The organism is Mycobacterium hubeiense, assembly GCF_002838065.1.
GTDB lineage: Bacteria > Actinomycetota > Actinomycetes > Mycobacteriales > Mycobacteriaceae > Mycobacterium > Mycobacterium hubeiense.
The window spans coordinates 63,685-80,141 of sequence record NZ_PIZU01000019.1; the positions used below are offsets into that span (position 1 = coordinate 63,685).

A 16,457-nucleotide genomic window follows, 5' to 3' on the forward strand; every position below is an offset into this window, starting at 1 on the left:
CCCGCTAATCGTGACGATTCTGCAGTTAGTGGAGTGGCGCCCCTGGTCAGAGGCAGTTTCGAGGTAGATCGCGACCGGTTCCATCTCGTCTTTTCCGCCGCACAGACCCCCACGGGGAGTGAACGACCATGTCCCCTGCCTTCGCGCGCTTGCTTGCCGCATAGCCGAGCGCGCTTAACCGCTGGGATGTGTCGGCACCCGGCGGTAAACTGGTCGCTCAGCAGCAACAACACCGGCGACAACCAGGAAGCAGGCAGAAAACCCCACGTGACGCCCCGCGAGACGAACGCTGACTCGTCGCCGGACGCCCCGGTACGCAGCAGCATCGATGTTCCGCCCGACTTCGTCATGGGCCTCCTGGGTTCCGCCGACGAAAATCTGCGCGCCCTCGAAGACCTCCTTTCCGCCGATATCCACGTACGCGGCAACGAGCTGACCCTGACCGGCGAACCGGCCGATGTTGCGTTGGCCGAACGCGCTGTTTCCGAGCTCATCGCGATCGTGTCCAGTGGCCAGCCGTTGACCCCGGACGCCGTGCGGCACAGCGTCGCCATGCTGACGGGGACGGAGGGCGAGTCGCCGGCCGAAGTGCTCACCCTCGACGTTTTATCGCGGCGCGGCAAGACGATTCGGCCCAAGACGCTGAACCAGAAGCGCTACGTCGACGCAATCGACGCGCACACCATCGTTTTCGGTATCGGTCCGGCCGGAACCGGCAAGACCTATCTGGCGATGGCCAAGGCGGTCAGTGCGCTGCAGGCCAAACAGGTCGCCCGGATCATTCTCACCCGTCCTGCGGTGGAAGCCGGTGAGCGCCTTGGCTTCTTACCGGGCACGCTGAGCGAAAAGATCGACCCGTATCTGCGGCCGCTGTACGACGCGCTGTACGACATGATGGATGCCGAGCTGATCCCGAAGCTGATGAGCGCCGGCATCATCGAAGTAGCGCCGCTCGGGTATATGCGGGGACGAGCACAACCGAAATTCACAAACGTCTTGACCCCCAACGGCTTCCGGCCGATTGGTGAACTTCAGGTCGGCGATTTTGTGATCGGCTCTGACGGGCGGCCGACTGAAGTTCTGGGTGTCTATCCGCAGGGCTTCAAGGAGATCTACCGCGTATACACACAAGATGGTTCGTCAACGCTAGCGTCAGGTGACCATCTCTGGTCGGTATATACACGTCACGACAGGGCCAGAGGGAAGCCGGCGCGCGTCCTGCAGACAAAGGAGATGATCGGCAACCTCCGCGCTGCGCACTACCACCGTTATGAGCTGCCCCTTTTGGAGGCTCCGGTAGATTTCGAGCGCCGGCCGGTGCCGTTGGATCCATATGCCCTCGGGCTTTTGCTTGGAGATGGGTGCTTCTCCTGCAGCGCTACACCGACATTCGCAACCACTGATCCGGAACTGGCGGAAGAGCTTAAACGCTTGATTCCGGGCATCAAGGTCACACGCAAAACCGAAGTCGACTACGTACTCGGCAGAAGTTGCGGCCGCGGCGGCGATACCACTGTTGCCAACCCAATCACAAGGGCGATGCGCGAGTTGGGGCTCTTAGGGGCCAAGTCGAGCACCAAATTTGTTCCCACGGACTACCTCTTTAACTCGGCCGAGGTCCGACTTGCCGTTCTGCAGGGTCTCTTCGACTCCGACGGTGGCCCCGTAACTCAGCAGGGACGTAACTGCCGCATACAGTTCGCAACTGTCTCCGATCGCCTCCGCGACGATGTGATGTTTCTGGTCCAGTCGCTCGGCGGCGTCGTCTACCAGCGCACGAGGAAAGCCCTCGGGCGCAAGCCGGGGCTCGCGCGCGGTCGCCCAGTGCATCACCGTTCGGATGCACACATTCTTGACATCCGGCTGCCCGCATGCGTCGCCCCCTTCCGGCTCGCTCGCAAGGCAGCAAAGTACGACACCACCGGCGGCGGTCGGCCCATGCGGTTCATTGACCGCATCGAGCCGGAGGGCACGGAAGAAGCCGTCTGTATCCGCGTCGCTGCCGCCGATTCCCTGTACGTCACAGAGAATTTCCTGCTCACGCATAACACCCTCAACGATGCGTTCATCATCCTCGACGAGGCGCAGAACACCACTGCCGAACAGATGAAGATGTTTCTGACGCGGCTTGGCTTCAACTCGAAAGTCGTTGTCACCGGCGACGTTACACAGATCGACCTACCCGGTGGTGCGACCTCCGGCCTGCGCGCCGCTATGCGGATTCTCGAGGGCATCGACGATATCCACTTCGCCGAACTCACCAGCGCCGACGTGGTGCGCCACCGCTTGGTCTCCGAAATCGTCGACGCCTACGCGAAATACGAGGAGCCCGCGCTGATGAACCGTGCGCAACGGCGCGCTTCCGGAGCCCGGCCTACCCGCCGGTGAACGCCGCATGAGCATCGAGGTTTCCAACGAGTCGGGCATCGACGTGTCCGAAACCGAGCTGATCAGCGTCGCCCGGTTCGTCCTCGAGAAGATGAAAGTGAATCCGGCGGCCGAGCTTTCGATGGTTCTGCTCGACAAGCCCGCGATGGCGGATCTGCACATGCGCTGGATGGACCTGCCGGGACCGACCGATGTGATGAGCTTTCCGATGGACGAGCTCGAGCCCGGCGGCCGGCCCGACGCGCCCGAACCGGGACCGGCGATGCTCGGCGACATCGTGTTGTGCCCCGAGTTCGCCGCCGAACAGGCCGCCGCGGCCGGCCACCCGCTCGGCCAGGAATTGGCACTGCTCACGGTGCACGGGGTGCTGCATCTGCTCGGCTACGACCACGCCGAGCCCGACGAGGAGAAAGAGATGTTCGCCCTGCAGCGCCAACTCCTCGAAGAGTGGGTGGCCGCCCAGGTCGAGGCCTACCACAAGGACCGTCGGACCGAGAAGGATCGGCGCCTGCTGGACCAGTCCCGATACTTCGACGAGCCGTGAAACCTATAGCCCCGTTACTCGGAGCGATTGCGCTCATCGGCCTCGGTGGGCTGTTTGCCGCCGTCGACGCTGCGCTCAGCACGGTGTCGATGGCCAGGGTCGAAGAGTTGGTACGCGAAGAACGCCCCGGTGCGGTGCGACTGGCGAAGGTCGTCGCCGAGCGGCCGAAGTACATCAATCTCATTGTGCTGCTGCGCATTACCTGCGAAGTGACCGCCACGGTGCTGCTGGTGTCCTACCTCGGCGGGCACCTCGGAGTGGGCTGGGGGCTGGTCGCGGCGGCGGCCATCATGGTGGTGGTCAGCTTCGTCGCGATCGGGGTCGGCCCGCGTACCGTCGGCCGGCAGAATGCGTATCCGATCGCGCTGGTGAGTGCCCTTCCGCTGCAAACGATCTCGGTACTTCTCACTCCGATCAGCCGACTACTTGTGTTGATCGGTAACGCACTGACACCGGGCCGTGGGTTCCGCAACGGCCCGTTCGCCTCCGAAATCGAACTGCGTGAGGTCGTCGACTTGGCCCAGCAGCGCGGTGTCGTCGCCGACGACGAACGCCGGATGATCCAGTCCGTGTTCGAACTCGGCGACACACCCGCCCGTGAGGTGATGGTGCCGCGCACCGAGATGGTCTGGATCGAAAGCGACAAGACCGCCGGCCAGGCGACATCGCTGGCGGTGCGCAGCGGGCATTCACGCATCCCGGTGATCGGCGAGAACGTTGACGACATCGTCGGCGTTGTCTATCTCAAAGACCTTGTCCAGCAGACGTATTACTCCACCAACGGGGGGCGTGACACCACCGTCGCGCAAGTGATGCGGCCGGCGGTGTTCGTACCGGACTCCAAACCGCTGGACGCACTGCTGCGCGAGATGCAGCGCGACCGCAATCATATGGCGCTGCTGGTGGACGAATACGGCGCCATCGCCGGGCTGGTGACGATCGAGGACGTGCTGGAGGAGATCGTCGGCGAGATCGTCGACGAGTACGACGCCGGCGAAGTGGTGCCGGTGGAAGAGCTGGGCGACAAGCGTTTCCGCGTCTCGGCGCGGCTGCCGATCGAGGACCTGGGCGAGCTGTACGACATCGAGTTTCCCGAGGACCTCGACGTCGACACCGTCGGCGGCCTGGTGGCCCTCGAATTGGGCCGCGTGCCGCTGCCCGGCGCCGAGGTGACGTGGGACGGTCTGCGTCTGCGCGCCGAAGGCGGCCCAGACCATCGCGGCCGCGTGCGAATCGGCACCGTTCTGGTCAGTCCCACGGAGCCGCAGGAAGGGGAGCAATGACCGAGCTCGACGCCGAGGACACCAAGCTGGTGGTGCTGGCCCGTGGTGCGATGGGACGTGCCGAAGCATCCAGCGGAGCGGCGGGGCGCGACGCCGACGGCCGCACCTACGCCGGCGCCCCGGTTGTCCTGAACGCGCTGCGGCTCACCGCATTGCAGGCTGCTGTCGCAGCCGCCGTGTCCAGCGGTGCCACGGGTCTGGAGGCCGCCGTGCTGGTCGGCGGGGCGGCCGACGATCCCGGCGTCGCCGCGGTGCACGAGCTTTCGGGTGAGGCGAAGGTCATCGTCACCGACCGCGCGGGCACCCCGGTATGACCGTCGCGAGTATGAAGCCACTGCGAAATATCGCGCCGAAACTCGCGCTGAGTTCACACTCGGCGCGACCCGGATGCCGCGCATGACGCCAGAATTCCGCTCCGGCTTCGTCTGCTTCGTCGGCAGGCCCAACACCGGCAAGTCAACGCTGACCAACGCGCTCGTCGGCGCCAAGGTCGCCATCACGTCGAATCGGCCGCAAACCACTCGGCACACCATCCGCGGCATCGTGCACCGCGAGAACTTCCAGATCATCCTCGTCGACACACCGGGCCTGCACCGGCCCCGCACGCTGCTGGGTCAGCGGCTCAACGAGCTGGTCAAAGACACCTACTCCGAGGTCGACGTCATCGGCCTGTGCATACCCGCCGATGAGGCGATCGGACCCGGCGACCGGTGGATTCACCAGCAGATCCGCACCGTCGCACCGAAGACCACGCTCGTCGCGATCGTCACCAAGATCGACAAGGTGCCCAAGGATCGGGTGGCCGCGCAGCTGCTGGCGGTCAGTGAGCTCGTCGGGCCGGACACCGAAGTCGTTCCGGTGTCGGCCACCACAGGCCAACAGCTCGACGTGCTTATCGACGTGCTCGCGGCAGCACTGCCGGAGGGCCCGCAGTTCTATCCCGACGGCGAGCTCACCGACGAGCCGGAGGAAACGCTGATGGCCGAGCTGATCCGCGAGGCCGCGTTGGAAGGTGTGCGCGACGAACTTCCGCATTCGCTGGCCGTCGTCATCGACGAGGTCAGTCCCCGCGAGGGCCGCGACGACCTCATCGACGTGCACGCGATCCTCTACGTCGAACGCGACAGCCAGAAGGGCATCGTCATCGGCAAGGGCGGTGCCCGGCTGCGCGAAGTCGGCACCGCGGCACGCACTCAGATCGAGAAGCTGCTCGGCACCAAGGTGTATCTGGATCTGCGCGTCAAGGTCGCCAAAAACTGGCAGCGCGACCCAAAACAGTTGGGCCGCTTGGGCTTCTAGAACGCGTCAGCTCTGCGCGCCCGAGCCCGGTTCTCCGAACGGCCTGCCGGGCCCGTGCACCGGGGGCGCGGCGTCGCCCTTGCCGTAGACGGCCACCACCACGGTGCGGTCGATAGCGTTCGCCGACCACACGCCGATGTCGACGTTCGAACAGTCCGACATGATCGCGTAGTAGTCCGGCCGGTAATACCACCGGTTCATGATCTCGATGCCGCTGATCGCCAGCGCCGGGTTGATCGCCACCGTCTCGGCCACCGCGCCGGCGTAGCCCGCATTGCGGGCTCGGTCGGCCACCGTGGACCCGTCCGAGCCGATGTCGCCGTCCAATGCGCGGTTGTTGAGCACGTCGTTGGTGTGCCACTCGGCGGCCAGGCGCAGCTTCGGATTGATCTTGATGTCGGTGTCGCAGCCGGCCTTCCGCTGCACGGTGTAGACGTTGGCCACCACGCCGTCGTTGAGCCGTTTGTTGTCCGCCGCGGCGCTCGGCATGCCGGCGACCGCCGCGCCCGCGACGGCCACCGCGGGCAGTATGTGCAACCAGCGAAGTGTCACGGTCGAGACCTTACGCGACGTCACCGGTCAGCGAAGCCTCACGAGCGTTAATCGCGGCCGCTGCCCGGGATACATCGGTTTCCCCTGCAGCCGCGGTGGCTGCTGGCTTCGCCGCAGGTGGGACGATGCTGCGGCCCTCGGGGACATTCCACCAGACCTTGGGCTGCTTCGCCGACCATCCGTTGAGCGCTTCGAGCTCAGCGGCCAGGGAGATCAGCAGTGGCTCGCTGTTGGCGGGGCCCATCAGCTGCACCCCGATCGGCAGTCCTTCCGAGGTGAACCCGGCCGGCACGTTGATCGACGGCCACCCGAGCAGATTCCACGGCCAGGTCACCGGGCACGCCTTGATCATCGTGCGGTCGGTCGCCAACCCGCCGAGTTCGTCGAACTCATGCACCAGCGGCGGCGGCTGCGCGGTGGTCGGCGCCAACACCACGTCGGCGATGTTGAAGATGAAGCCGATGCGCCGCTGCGCCTCGGCCTCGCGCGCCCGCGCCTTACGCAACACGTGTTTCGACAGCAGCCGGCCCATCCGCATGTTGGCCATGGTGCGCTTGTCCCAATTGGCCGCCCCGTCGAGCCGATGAGCCCAGTCCAGCAGGCCCGACGTGGACCGCGCCAGGAAATTCCACGACATGCCCAGGCTGTAGTCGGGGTCGTTCGCGCGCACCCGGTGGCCCAGCTGCTCGAGCTGACCTGCGACGGTTTCCAGTGCATCGCGGATCTCCGGGTGCAGCTTGGCCCGAAAGAACGTGAACGGGAACTTGGTGGACATCGCGATCCGCAGCGGTCCCGGCGCCCGTCCCACATAATCCGACACGGTTACCGGCGGCGGTTGATGCAGATCGCCGACGACGGTTCCGGACGCCGCGTCGAGCACCAAGGCGGCGTCGGTGACGGTGCGCGCCAACACACCGTTGACCGTGATGCCGTTGAACGCCTCGGGCAGCGGCCATGTGGAGATGCGGCCCCGCTGCGGTTTGACGCCCACCAGATGCGTCCACGCCGCCGGTATCCGCACGCTGCCCGCGCCGTCGGAGCCGATCGCCGCGGTCACCAGGCCGGCGGCCACCGCCGCCGCGCTGCCTCCCGACGAACCGCCCGGGGTGTGCTTGCGCGACCACGGATTGCGGGTGTGGCCGAACGCCGGCCCGCTGGTGAACGGCCACTGACCGAGCTCGCAGGTGTTGGTCTTGCCGACGATGACGGCGCCGGCCGCCCGCAGTCGTCGCACCACTTCGGAGTCGGTGGTCGCAGGCCGGAAGTTGCCGTCGGCGCCGAACCTCGTCGGCACACCCGCCACGTCAACGTCGTCCTTGACCGCGATCGGAATGCCCAACAACGGAAGTTGTTCGCCCGCCGCACGTTTGCGGTCGGCCTCCGCGGCGTCGGCCAGGGCCTGTTCGGTCAGCACCACCCGAAATGCGTTGAGAGTGGACTGGCTGGCGGAAATGGCGTGAAGCGATCGCCGTACCAGTTCGTCGGAGGTGGCTGTGCCGCTGGCGAGCTGGTAAAGCTGATCGGTGAGGGTGGGAAAGCAGGCGCCGTTGGTAGAAGTCTCGACCATCACTGTAGAGAATATCGGCGTTGCCAACCCGAATCTGTCGGTTCGCGGTGGGAGACTGTGCCGATGCGGTTGTACCGGGACCGAGCGGTGGTGCTGCGTCAGCACAAGCTCGGCGAGGCCGACCGGATCGTCACCTTGCTCACCCGTGAGCACGGCTTGGTCCGGGCGGTCGCCAAAGGGGTGCGCCGGACGCGCAGCAAGTTCGGCGCCCGGCTGGAGCCGTTCGCGCACATCGACGTTCAGCTGCATCCTGGCCGCAACCTCGACATCGTCACTCAGGTGCAGGCCATCGACGCCTTCGCCACCGACATCGTCAACGATTACGGCCGCTACACCTGCGCCTGCGCGATGCTGGAGACCGCCGAACGCCTGGCCGGGGAGGAACGGGCGCCGGCACCCGCATTGCACCGGCTGACCGTGGCCGCACTGCGCGCGGTCGCCGACGGCAGCCGGCCCCGCGAACTGGTGCTCGACGCGTATTTGTTGCGCGCCATGGGGATCGCCGGCTGGGCGCCCGCCATCACCGAATGCGCCCGCTGCGCCGCACCCGGCCCGCATCGGGCGTTCCACGTCGCTGCGGGCGGCAGCGTGTGCGTGCACTGCCGCCCGTCCGGATCGGCCACACCGCCGCAGGGCGTGCTGGATTTGATGGCCGCACTGCACGACGGCGACTGGGAGTTCGCGCAGGCCTCCCCGCAGTCCTATCGCAGCCAGGCCAGCGGGCTGGTCGCCGCGCATCTGCAGTGGCATCTGGAGCGTCAGCTGCGCACATTGCCGCTGGTGGAACGCGTGTACCGGGTCGATCGCACACTCGCCGAGCACCGCATGTCACTGGTCGGGCAGGATGTCAGCCATGGCGGTACAGCGGCTGCGCAAGGAGGAATACCCCCAGCTGCCTCCGGCGCCTGACGACTATCCGACCTTTCCCGACAAGTCGACGTGGCCGGTGGTTTTCCCGGACCTGCCACCCCACACCAACGGCAGGTTCGCCCGTCCGCCGCAGCACACCAGCAAGGCCGCCGCGCCGAAGATCCCGGCCGACCAGGTGCCCAACCACGTGGCCGTGGTGATGGACGGCAACGGACGCTGGGCCACCCAGCGCGGGCTGCACCGCACCGAGGGCCACAAGATGGGTGAGGCGGTGCTGATCGACATCACTTGCGGCGCCATCGAAATCGGCATCAAGCACCTCACGGTGTACGCGTTCTCCACCGAGAACTGGAAGCGCAGCACCGAAGAGGTGCGGTTCCTGATGGGATTCAACCGCGAAGTGGTCCGCCGGCGCCGGGAAAACCTCAACGACATGGGTGTGCGGATGCGTTGGGTCGGCTCCCGTCCGCGTATGTGGCGCAGCGTCATCAAAGAGTTCGACATCGCCGAGCAGATGACCGTCGGCAACGACGTCATCACCATCAACTACTGCGTGAACTACGGCGGCCGCACCGAAATCGTCGAGGCGGCAAGGCAACTCGCTCAAGAGGCGGTGGATGGCAAGATCAACCCCCGTCGCATCACCGAGGCCACCTTCGCCAAGCACCTGCACCGCGCCGACATCCCCGACGTTGACCTGTTCATCCGCACGTCGGGGGAGCAGCGGGCCAGCAACTTCCTGCTCTGGCAGGCGGCGTACGCCGAGTTCGTCTTCCAGGACAAGCTGTGGCCCGACTACGACCGCCGCGACCTGTGGGCGGCATGCGAAGAGTACGTGAACCGCAACCGCCGATTCGGTAGGGCCTGATGGAGCTTGCGCAGCGGTTGGCCGCCGTCCTCGACGAAATCCTGCCGGTGCAGCAGGAATCCGACGGCGCGGTCACCGTGCACCACGACGACACCTTCGCCTCGTTGCGGGTGGTGACGATCGCCGAGGGTCTCGACATGGTGTCGCTGACGCAGATCCTCGCGTGGGATCTGCCGCTGGACGCGCGCGTTCGCGCCAAGGTGGCCAGGCACGCCCACGACACCCTGTTGGGCACGGTCTCGCTGGTGGAAAAGATCTCGCAGACCACCACCGCCAAGAAGAACTCCAAAAAGATCGCGGATGTGATGCTGCGCTATAACTTTCCGGCCGGCGGGCTCACCGACGATGCGCTGCGCACCCTGATCCTGATGGTGCTGGCCACCGGTGCCGACGTCCGCCGGGCCCTGGTCGGCTGAGCGGTCAGCCACCGCCAGTCTGTTGTTATCGAGGTCGGTTCTCGAAAAACCTCTCGCTAACGACAGTCTCGCGGAGGCGAGGCGCGGCTCAGCCGCCCGCGCAGTCGCCACACACCCCGAAGATCTCGATGGTGTGGCTGACGTCGGAGAACCCGTGTTCGCGGGCAACCTCGGCGGCCCACGCCTCGACGTCTCCGCCCTGGATCTCGACGGTGGCGCCGCACGTGCGGCAGACCAGGTGATGGTGGTGATGTTCGGAGCAGCGGCGGTACACCGATTCGCCGGTGTCGGTGCGCAACGTGTCGACGAGCCCGGCCGCCGCCATCGACTGCAGGGTGCGATAGACCGTCGTCAGCCCGATGCCCTCACCGCGGCGACGCAGCTCGTCGTGCAGCTCCTGGGCGGAGCGGAAGTCGTCGATGTTCTCCAGCAGGGCGGAGATGGCGGCGCGCTGTCGCGTGGCCCGCACGCCAGTCGTGCTCACTCGTCGCCCTCCGTATCTTCGCCGGCGTGGGTGACCGCGGCGACGACGATCTCGGCGAGGTGGTGATCCACCAGGCGGTACATGACTTCGCGCCCCGACCGTTCACCGGCCACCACGCCCGCGGCCTTGAGGATCCGCAGATGCTGGCTGACCAACGGCTGCGGCACGGCCAGGGCGTCGACGAGTTCGTGCACGCAGCGCGAGGATTCGCGCAGCTGCAACACGATCGCGATACGCACCGGCGCGGCCAGCGCACGCAGCAGATCGCCTGCGGTGTCGAGGACGTCGCGCGGTGGCAGGTCGGCCATCTGTGTGCCGACGTGGTCGTGCGAGTGTTCGGCGGCGTCGAAATTGGAAACGGTTTTCATTATGACGCCAGGTTACATGCACGATCGCGCATGTCAACGGCGACGGCAGGGTCGCTACGCTGTTGCCTCGTGGCCCAGTCTTCGTCGATCATCGAAACCGTCGTCAACCTGGCCAAGCGGCGCGGCCTTGTGTATCCGTCTGGCGAAATCTACGGCGGCACAAAGTCGGCGTGGGACTACGGGCCGCTCGGCGTGGAACTCAAGGAGAACATCAAGCGGCAGTGGTGGCGGTCGGTGGTCACCGCCCGCGACGACGTCGTCGGCCTGGACAGCTCGATCATCCTGCCGCGCGAGGTGTGGGTGGCTTCCGGGCACGTCGAGGTCTTCCACGATCCGCTGGTGGAATGCCTGCACTGCCACAAGCGGCATCGTCAGGACCACCTGCAGGAGGCGTTCGCGGCCAAGAAGGACATCAGTGATCCCGAATCGGTGCCCATGACGGAGATCGTGTGTCCCGATTGCGGCACCAAGGGCGAGTGGACCGAGCCTCGTGAGTTCAACATGATGCTCAAGACCTACCTCGGGCCGATCGAGACCGAGGAGGGGCTGCACTATCTGCGTCCGGAGACGGCCCAGGGCATCTTTGTGAACTTCACCAACGTCGCCACCACCGCGCGACGCAAGCCGCCGTTCGGAATTGCGCAGACGGGCAAGAGCTTTCGCAACGAGATCACGCCGGGCAATTTCATCTTCCGCACCCGCGAGTTCGAGCAGATGGAGATGGAGTTCTTCGTCGAGCCGTCGACGGCGCCGGAATGGCACCAGTATTGGATCGACGAACGCCTGCAGTGGTATGTCGACCTCGGCATCGACCGCGACAACCTGCGCCTGTGGGAGCACCCCAAAGACAAGCTGTCGCACTATTCCGACCGCACCGTCGACATCGAGTACAAGTTCGGCTTCCAGGGCAACCCGTGGGGTGAGCTCGAGGGCGTGGCTAACCGCACCGACTTCGACTTGTCCACGCACTCAAAGCATTCCGGCGTCGACCTGTCCTACTACGACCAATCCACCGACACCCGCTACATCCCGTACGTGATCGAGCCCGCGGCCGGTTTGACCCGGTCGTTCATGGCGTTCTTGATCGACGCCTACGCCGAGGACGAGGCGCCCAATGCGAAGGGCGGCGTGGACAAGCGCACGGTGCTGCGGCTGGATCCGCGGCTGGCGCCGGTCAAGGCCGCGGTGCTGCCGCTGAGCCGGCACGCCGACTTGTCCCCGAAGGCCCGCGATCTGGCCGCCGAACTCCGCAAGTCGTACAACGTCGAGTTCGACGACGCCGGCGCCATCGGCCGCCGTTATCGCCGCCAGGACGAGATCGGTACGCCGTACTGCATCACCGTCGACTTCGAATCGCTCGACGACAATGCGGTGACGGTGCGCGAACGCGACACCATGACGCAGGACCGGGTGCCGATCGACGGCGTGTCCGACTATCTGGCGGTGCGGCTGAAAGGCTGCTAGCCGGGCTGGAAGCGGCCTAGAAACGGCCTAGAAACGGCCACCGCCGCCGCTGTAACTGCGGCCCGACGAATGCGAGGCGCCGCCGTAGGAGGTGGGCCGGCCCATGCCCCGGCCACCTCCCCAACTGCCGCCCCAACTGCCGCCCCAGCCGCCGCCGTAACCACCGCCGCTGAACCCGCCGCGCAGGATGTTGCCGATGATGATGCCGCCGATCACCGCGCCCATGTCCGAACCGCCGCGGCCGTACTGCGACGTGTAGGACCGCTGCGCGGCCCGGACGTCGTCGTTGGCCAGCGACTGCGCCTGCGCGGCCAGCATCGCCGCGCCGTTGGCGTGCGCGACGGCCTCGGCGATATTCGCATCCCGCTTGGCCCGCGCCGCCTCGAGCTGGCGGGTGGCCTCCGCCAGCCGGGTCCGCGCCTCGGGGCCGATGCTGCCGCGGCGGGTGTCGATGAAATCCGACACCGCCTTGACCCGCGACTGCGCGGTGAACAGCGCCTGTTCCAGTGACCGGGTCAAGCGCTCGGTGGCTTCGCGTTCCTCGGCGACGCTGGCCAATATCCGGTCCAGATCGGCGTCGGCCTTGGTCAGTCGGGTGAAGGCGCCCAGCGGATCGGTGCTGCCGTTGCGCTGCGCATCGGCGACGGCGGTCACCGCGGCGTCACGGGCCTCTGACAGTTCGGCCGTGTGCGAGGTCTGTCCCTTCTGCAGTTGTTCGCCGGCCTGATTGATGCCGTTCTGAATGTCGGTGATGGCCGCCGGCAGCGCGGCCACCGCGCGGTTGATGTCGGTCGACGCGCTGTCGACCGCGTCGAGCAGCGTGCGCGCCTGGCCCAGCGCCGACTCGGCGGCGCGGATGGTGTCAACCAGACCCATCTGCTGACCGGCCGGCCGGGCCACCAAGTCCCGCGCGCTGGTGATGTTCTGATCGGCGAACGCCAGCCGCTGTTTGGCGGTCTGGACGTTGTCGGCCACCGAGGTCAGGGCGGCGGCGTCGAACTGCTTGTGCAATTCGGCCAGGGTCTGCTCGGATGGGCCGATGCGCGCCGTGAGGTCGACCATCTGCTGCGTCAGCGCGTCCAGCCGGGATGGTGCGTTGATCAGCAGATCGCGCAGCTTCTCGAACTCGTCGCTCTGCGCTTCGAGCTCGCGGTCGGCCTTCGCGGCGGCGACGACCACCCGCGTCAACAGGTCGCGGCGCTGCAGCGGTGACTCCGGCACGGCGTCGTCGAGGATCTGCCGCACATTGAACGCCTCGGCCAACGTCTTGCGTGCGTTGGCCACCGCCGTGCTGAACGGTTCGGTTTGCGTGGGGCCGAATTCCTCGACGGCCAGCGCCAATTCGCTGTCGCTGGTGCGTACCGCGTTGTCGACGTCCACCACGATCACCCGCGACAGTTCGTCCAGCGCGTCGATCGGCACGCTGGCCAACGCGTTCGGGTCGGTCGGGTCGACCCGCTTGGCCGCCTCGAACTCGGCTTCGCGGCGCTTGCGCCGGCGGCGGCGCATCCACCACCACAGCACCAGCACCAACAGGACAAGCACTGCCAGCGCGATGAGCACCGCGGTCCACGACACCCCACCGGAGTCCATTTCGGCGGCAAGGCCGTTGGCCGCCGCCACCGCCGCACCGCTGTAATCCCCGCGGCGCAGCGCGGGTTCGATGGCGTTGCGCCGGATGTCGTCGGCGCGGGTCGAGCTGCCGCCGGTGATCGTCGAGGGCACCTGGAAGGCGAACGCGCGATCCTCGGTGGCGATCGCCAACAACGCGTCGTCGTCACCGAAATCACTGATCTGCATGGTGTTTTGCGCCCAGGCGAGCCAGTTCTGGCCGGAGAAGTCCTTGACGTAGACCACCCAGAGCTGAATCCGGCGCTCGTTGTAAAGCGCATCGAGGGCGCGCTCCACGTCCGCACGCTGCGACCCCGACAGCACCCCGGCGTTATCGGTCACCTGGGAGGGCAGCCGGAACGGTGGCTCCGCCACGACGGCGGGGGCGACGAGCAGGCCGCCGAACGTGATCGCAAGAACGAAGCTGAACAAGCGGACGATGCGCATGATCGCCATCCTGGCAGACTGTGCGTCGGTGGCTAGCAATCTCGACCCGTATAGCGAGTTCGACCGGCAGCGGCTGGTGGTCGAACCGCCGAAGGCTGCCGCGCTGCCGGGCACCGATTCCGAGCACCGCACCGATTTCGCCCGCGACCGCGCGCGTGTCCTGCACAGCGCCGCGTTGCGCCGGCTGGCCGACAAGACGCAGGTGGTCGGCCCACGCCAGAGCGAGACTCCGCGCACCCGGCTGACGCATTCGCTGGAGGTGGCGCAGATCGGCCGCGGCATGGCGATCGGCCTGGGCTGCGATCCCGATCTGGTCGACTTGGCGGGACTGGCCCACGACATCGGCCATCCGCCGTACGGGCACAACGGCGAACGCGCGCTCAACGAACTGGCCGCCGAGCACGGCGGGTTCGAGGGCAATGCGCAGAACTTCCGGATCCTGACCCGGCTCGAGCCGAAAGTCCTTGACCCGCAAGATAACAGCGCCGGACTCAATCTCACCCGGGCCGCCCTCGACGCGGTCACCAAGTATCCGTGGATGCGGGGCAGCGACCGCGGCAAGTTCGGGTTCTACGCCGACGACGCCCGTGCCGCGGAGTGGATGCGCTCAGGTGCGCCGCAGGGCCGACCGTGCCTGGAGGCGCAAATCATGGACTGGGCCGACGACGTCGCGTACTCGGTGCACGACGTCGAGGACGGTGTGGTGTCCGGCCGCATCGACCTGCGAGTGCTGGCCGACGACGACGCCGCCGCCGAGCTGGGCCGGCTCGGTGAATCCAGCGGGATGGGCGGGGGACTGGCGGCCGACGACCTGGTGGCCGCCGCTCAGCGGTTGTCGAACCTGCCCGTGGTGGCCGCCGTCGGCAAGTACGACGCCACCCTTGCGGCGTCGGTCGCGTTGAAGCGGCTCACCAGCGAGCTGGTCGGCCGGTTCGCCTCGGCGGCGATCGCGGCCACCCGCGAAGCCGCTGGCCCCGGGCCGCTGGTGCGTTATGAGGCCGAGCTGCGGGTGCCGTCGCTGGTGCGCGCCGAGGTCGCGGTGCTCAAAATCCTGGCGCTGCAATTCATCATGTCGGATCCGCGACACCTCGAGCTGCAAGCCCGCCAGCGCGATCGGATCCACCGGGTGGCGCAGTGGCTGCTCGCCGGGGCGCCGGCGACGCTGGACCCGATCTTCGTGCCTGCGTTCAACGACGCCGCCGACGACGGCGCCCGGCTGCGCGTGATCGTCGACCAGATCGCGTCGTTCACCGAGGGCCGTCTGGAGCGCTTGGAGCCGGCCTAGACGGGCCAGTTCGTCCGCGCCCAGTTGGTGAGGCGTTCCATCAGGTCGCCACTGGCGATGAGGTTGACGCGTTCACCGTCGGCGGTGGCTTCCGACGCGACGACGCCGACCACCCGCGGATCCAGGCTTCCCGACGACGTGCGAATGAACGTCCAGAACGGGCCGCCGGAGTTGCCTTTGGTCAGGTCGGCTTTGGTGGTGACCAGTGTCGCGTCCTTCTCGGTGTCGAATTCCTTTCCCGAGCATGACGATTGGAAAAACGGTCGCGCTCCGCCGAACTGGCCGGGGTAGCCGATGGTGGCGAAGTGCGGGCGGCCGTCCCAACCGTCGTCCCATTCCTGGACGCCGAAGAAGCCGATGTTGGCGCCGAGCGGCTGATACAGCCGGCCGACCATCATGTCGAAGTGCGGGCCTGACGGGGTCGGGCGACGCAGGTCGCTGACGAACGACGCGCCGAACGGCTCGGTGCCGTCGAAGCCGTGCGGGACGAACTTCACCCACCACGAGCCCTGGCTGATGCTGCGGTCGGGCCGAAGATGGCGTGCGGTGAGCAGCACCCGACCCCCGATGAGCACGCCGGAACCCGCCTTGCCGTCGCTGTTGGTGAGCAGCCCGGCGCAGCGCCACGGAAAGCTCCGGTCGGTGAGCAGTTGACGCTCTTCGGGCGGAAATGAGAACAGCGGGTTGATCTTCCACTGCCTGCCCGCGATGGTGTGTTCGCTGACCTGGTCCTCGTCGAACGCGCCGAAATTGGGCACGGCCGTCATCGGGGCGTCGTCTGGGCGGTAGCCCTCCAGGCCGCCGTCGTCCAGCGCGGCGAGTTCGTCGAGATCGATGTCTTCGGCGGTTCTGCCGAGATACTCCGGCGGTACGACTTCGCTCGGATCGGGGTTCGACAGGTGGCCGGGCTTGGACCCGATGATGCGTTGGGCCTCCTCGAAGGAGACGGGCTCGTCGGGTGATTTGGGTGCGGTCATGATGTCCTCGTTTTCGGAGTCGTGATTGACGCCT

The 16,457-nt window shown here is 66.9% G+C and carries 15 protein-coding genes and 3 pseudogenes; 12 read left to right on the plus strand and 6 right to left on the minus strand.

Annotated features, from left to right (window positions below):
- Positions 1-267 precede the first annotated feature (267 nt).
- The 7 genes and pseudogenes from CWS39_RS29580 to era all read left to right on the plus strand — a co-directional run.
- Positions 268-972: pseudogene (locus CWS39_RS29580) on the plus strand (PhoH family protein); the annotation flags it as partial.
- A gap of 567 nt (positions 973-1,539) precedes the next feature.
- Positions 1,540-1,770, plus strand: a pseudogene (locus tag CWS39_RS29585) (LAGLIDADG family homing endonuclease); the annotation flags it as partial.
- A gap of 276 nt (positions 1,771-2,046) precedes the next feature.
- A pseudogene (locus CWS39_RS29590) lies at positions 2,047-2,388 on the plus strand (PhoH family protein); the annotation flags it as partial.
- Positions 2,389-2,395: 7 nt separating this feature from the next.
- Positions 2,396-2,932, plus strand: coding sequence for an rRNA maturation RNase YbeY (ybeY, locus tag CWS39_RS15865; RefSeq protein ID WP_102143928.1), 537 nt, complete (start codon positions 2,396-2,398; stop codon positions 2,930-2,932).
- A complete protein-coding gene (locus CWS39_RS15870; RefSeq protein ID WP_102143888.1) occupies positions 2,929-4,215 on the plus strand; it encodes a hemolysin family protein in 1,287 nt (428 codons plus the stop codon). The genes ybeY and CWS39_RS15870 overlap by 4 nt, the downstream gene beginning before the upstream one ends.
- Complete coding sequence (locus tag CWS39_RS15875; protein ID WP_102143889.1) at positions 4,212-4,529, plus strand: cytidine deaminase; 318 nt, start codon at positions 4,212-4,214, stop codon at positions 4,527-4,529. Before CWS39_RS15870 ends, CWS39_RS15875 begins: the two co-directional genes overlap by 4 nt.
- Before the next feature lie 82 nt (positions 4,530-4,611).
- Entirely contained in the window at positions 4,612-5,514 is a 903-nt protein-coding gene (gene era, locus CWS39_RS15880; RefSeq protein WP_102143929.1) for a GTPase Era, read from the plus strand.
- Positions 5,515-5,520: 6 nt separating this feature from the next.
- On the opposite strand, the gene CWS39_RS15885 is transcribed toward era, so the two are convergent.
- Positions 5,521-6,003 carry a CAP domain-containing protein gene (locus CWS39_RS15885; protein ID WP_431306138.1) on the minus strand — a complete coding sequence of 161 codons (483 nt, stop codon included), beginning with the start codon at positions 6,001-6,003 and terminating at the stop codon, positions 5,521-5,523.
- A 73-nt stretch (positions 6,004-6,076) separates the two neighbouring features.
- A complete protein-coding gene (locus CWS39_RS15890) occupies positions 6,077-7,633 on the minus strand; it encodes an amidase (RefSeq protein ID WP_199178140.1) in 1,557 nt (518 codons plus the stop codon).
- 63 nt (positions 7,634-7,696) lie between these two features.
- On the opposite strand from CWS39_RS15890, the gene recO reads away from it, so the two are divergent.
- Genes recO through CWS39_RS15905 form a run of 3 tightly spaced genes read left to right on the plus strand, consistent with a single transcriptional unit; the run spans position 7,697 to position 9,787 of the window.
- Entirely contained in the window at positions 7,697-8,542 is an 846-nt protein-coding gene (gene recO, locus CWS39_RS15895) for a DNA repair protein RecO (protein ID WP_102143891.1), read from the plus strand.
- The gene (locus CWS39_RS15900) at positions 8,487-9,371 is read left to right on the plus strand and encodes a decaprenyl diphosphate synthase (RefSeq protein ID WP_102143892.1); all 885 of its coding nucleotides are present in this window, start codon (positions 8,487-8,489) and stop codon (positions 9,369-9,371) included. Before recO ends, CWS39_RS15900 begins: the two co-directional genes overlap by 56 nt.
- Positions 9,371-9,787 (plus strand): hypothetical protein, encoded by a 417-nt coding sequence (locus CWS39_RS15905; protein WP_102143893.1) that lies wholly within the window; start codon positions 9,371-9,373, stop codon positions 9,785-9,787. Before CWS39_RS15900 ends, CWS39_RS15905 begins: the two co-directional genes overlap by 1 nt.
- 88 nt (positions 9,788-9,875) lie before the next feature.
- Here CWS39_RS15905 and CWS39_RS15910 read toward each other — a convergent pair whose 3' ends face one another.
- Positions 9,876-10,271, minus strand: a complete 396-nt coding sequence (locus CWS39_RS15910) for a Fur family transcriptional regulator (protein WP_102143894.1) — start codon at positions 10,269-10,271, stop codon at positions 9,876-9,878.
- Positions 10,268-10,579: an ArsR/SmtB family transcription factor gene (locus CWS39_RS15915; RefSeq protein ID WP_233213534.1), complete on the minus strand. Its 312-nt coding sequence runs from the start codon at positions 10,577-10,579 to the stop codon at positions 10,268-10,270. Before CWS39_RS15915 ends, CWS39_RS15910 begins: the two co-directional genes overlap by 4 nt.
- A 90-nt stretch (positions 10,580-10,669) precedes the next feature.
- Between CWS39_RS15915 and CWS39_RS15920 the strand changes: the two genes are divergently transcribed.
- Positions 10,670-12,103 carry a glycine--tRNA ligase gene (locus CWS39_RS15920; RefSeq protein WP_102143896.1) on the plus strand — a complete coding sequence of 478 codons (1,434 nt, stop codon included), beginning with the start codon at positions 10,670-10,672 and terminating at the stop codon, positions 12,101-12,103.
- Positions 12,104-12,130: 27 nt separating this feature from the next.
- Here the strand turns inward: CWS39_RS15920 and CWS39_RS15925 are convergent, their stop codons facing one another.
- Positions 12,131-14,161, minus strand: a complete 2,031-nt coding sequence (locus tag CWS39_RS15925; RefSeq protein WP_102143932.1) for a TPM domain-containing protein — start codon at positions 14,159-14,161, stop codon at positions 12,131-12,133.
- Here CWS39_RS15925 and CWS39_RS15930 point away from each other — a divergent pair.
- Complete coding sequence (locus CWS39_RS15930; RefSeq protein ID WP_199178143.1) at positions 14,160-15,446, plus strand: deoxyguanosinetriphosphate triphosphohydrolase; 1,287 nt, start codon at positions 14,160-14,162, stop codon at positions 15,444-15,446. The two genes, CWS39_RS15925 and CWS39_RS15930, sit on opposite strands and share 2 nt — an antisense overlap.
- On the opposite strand, the gene CWS39_RS15935 is transcribed toward CWS39_RS15930, so the two are convergent.
- Entirely contained in the window at positions 15,443-16,423 is a 981-nt protein-coding gene (locus CWS39_RS15935; RefSeq protein WP_142386851.1) for a trypsin-like serine peptidase, read from the minus strand. The two genes, CWS39_RS15930 and CWS39_RS15935, sit on opposite strands and share 4 nt — an antisense overlap.
- Positions 16,424-16,457 lie beyond the last annotated feature (34 nt).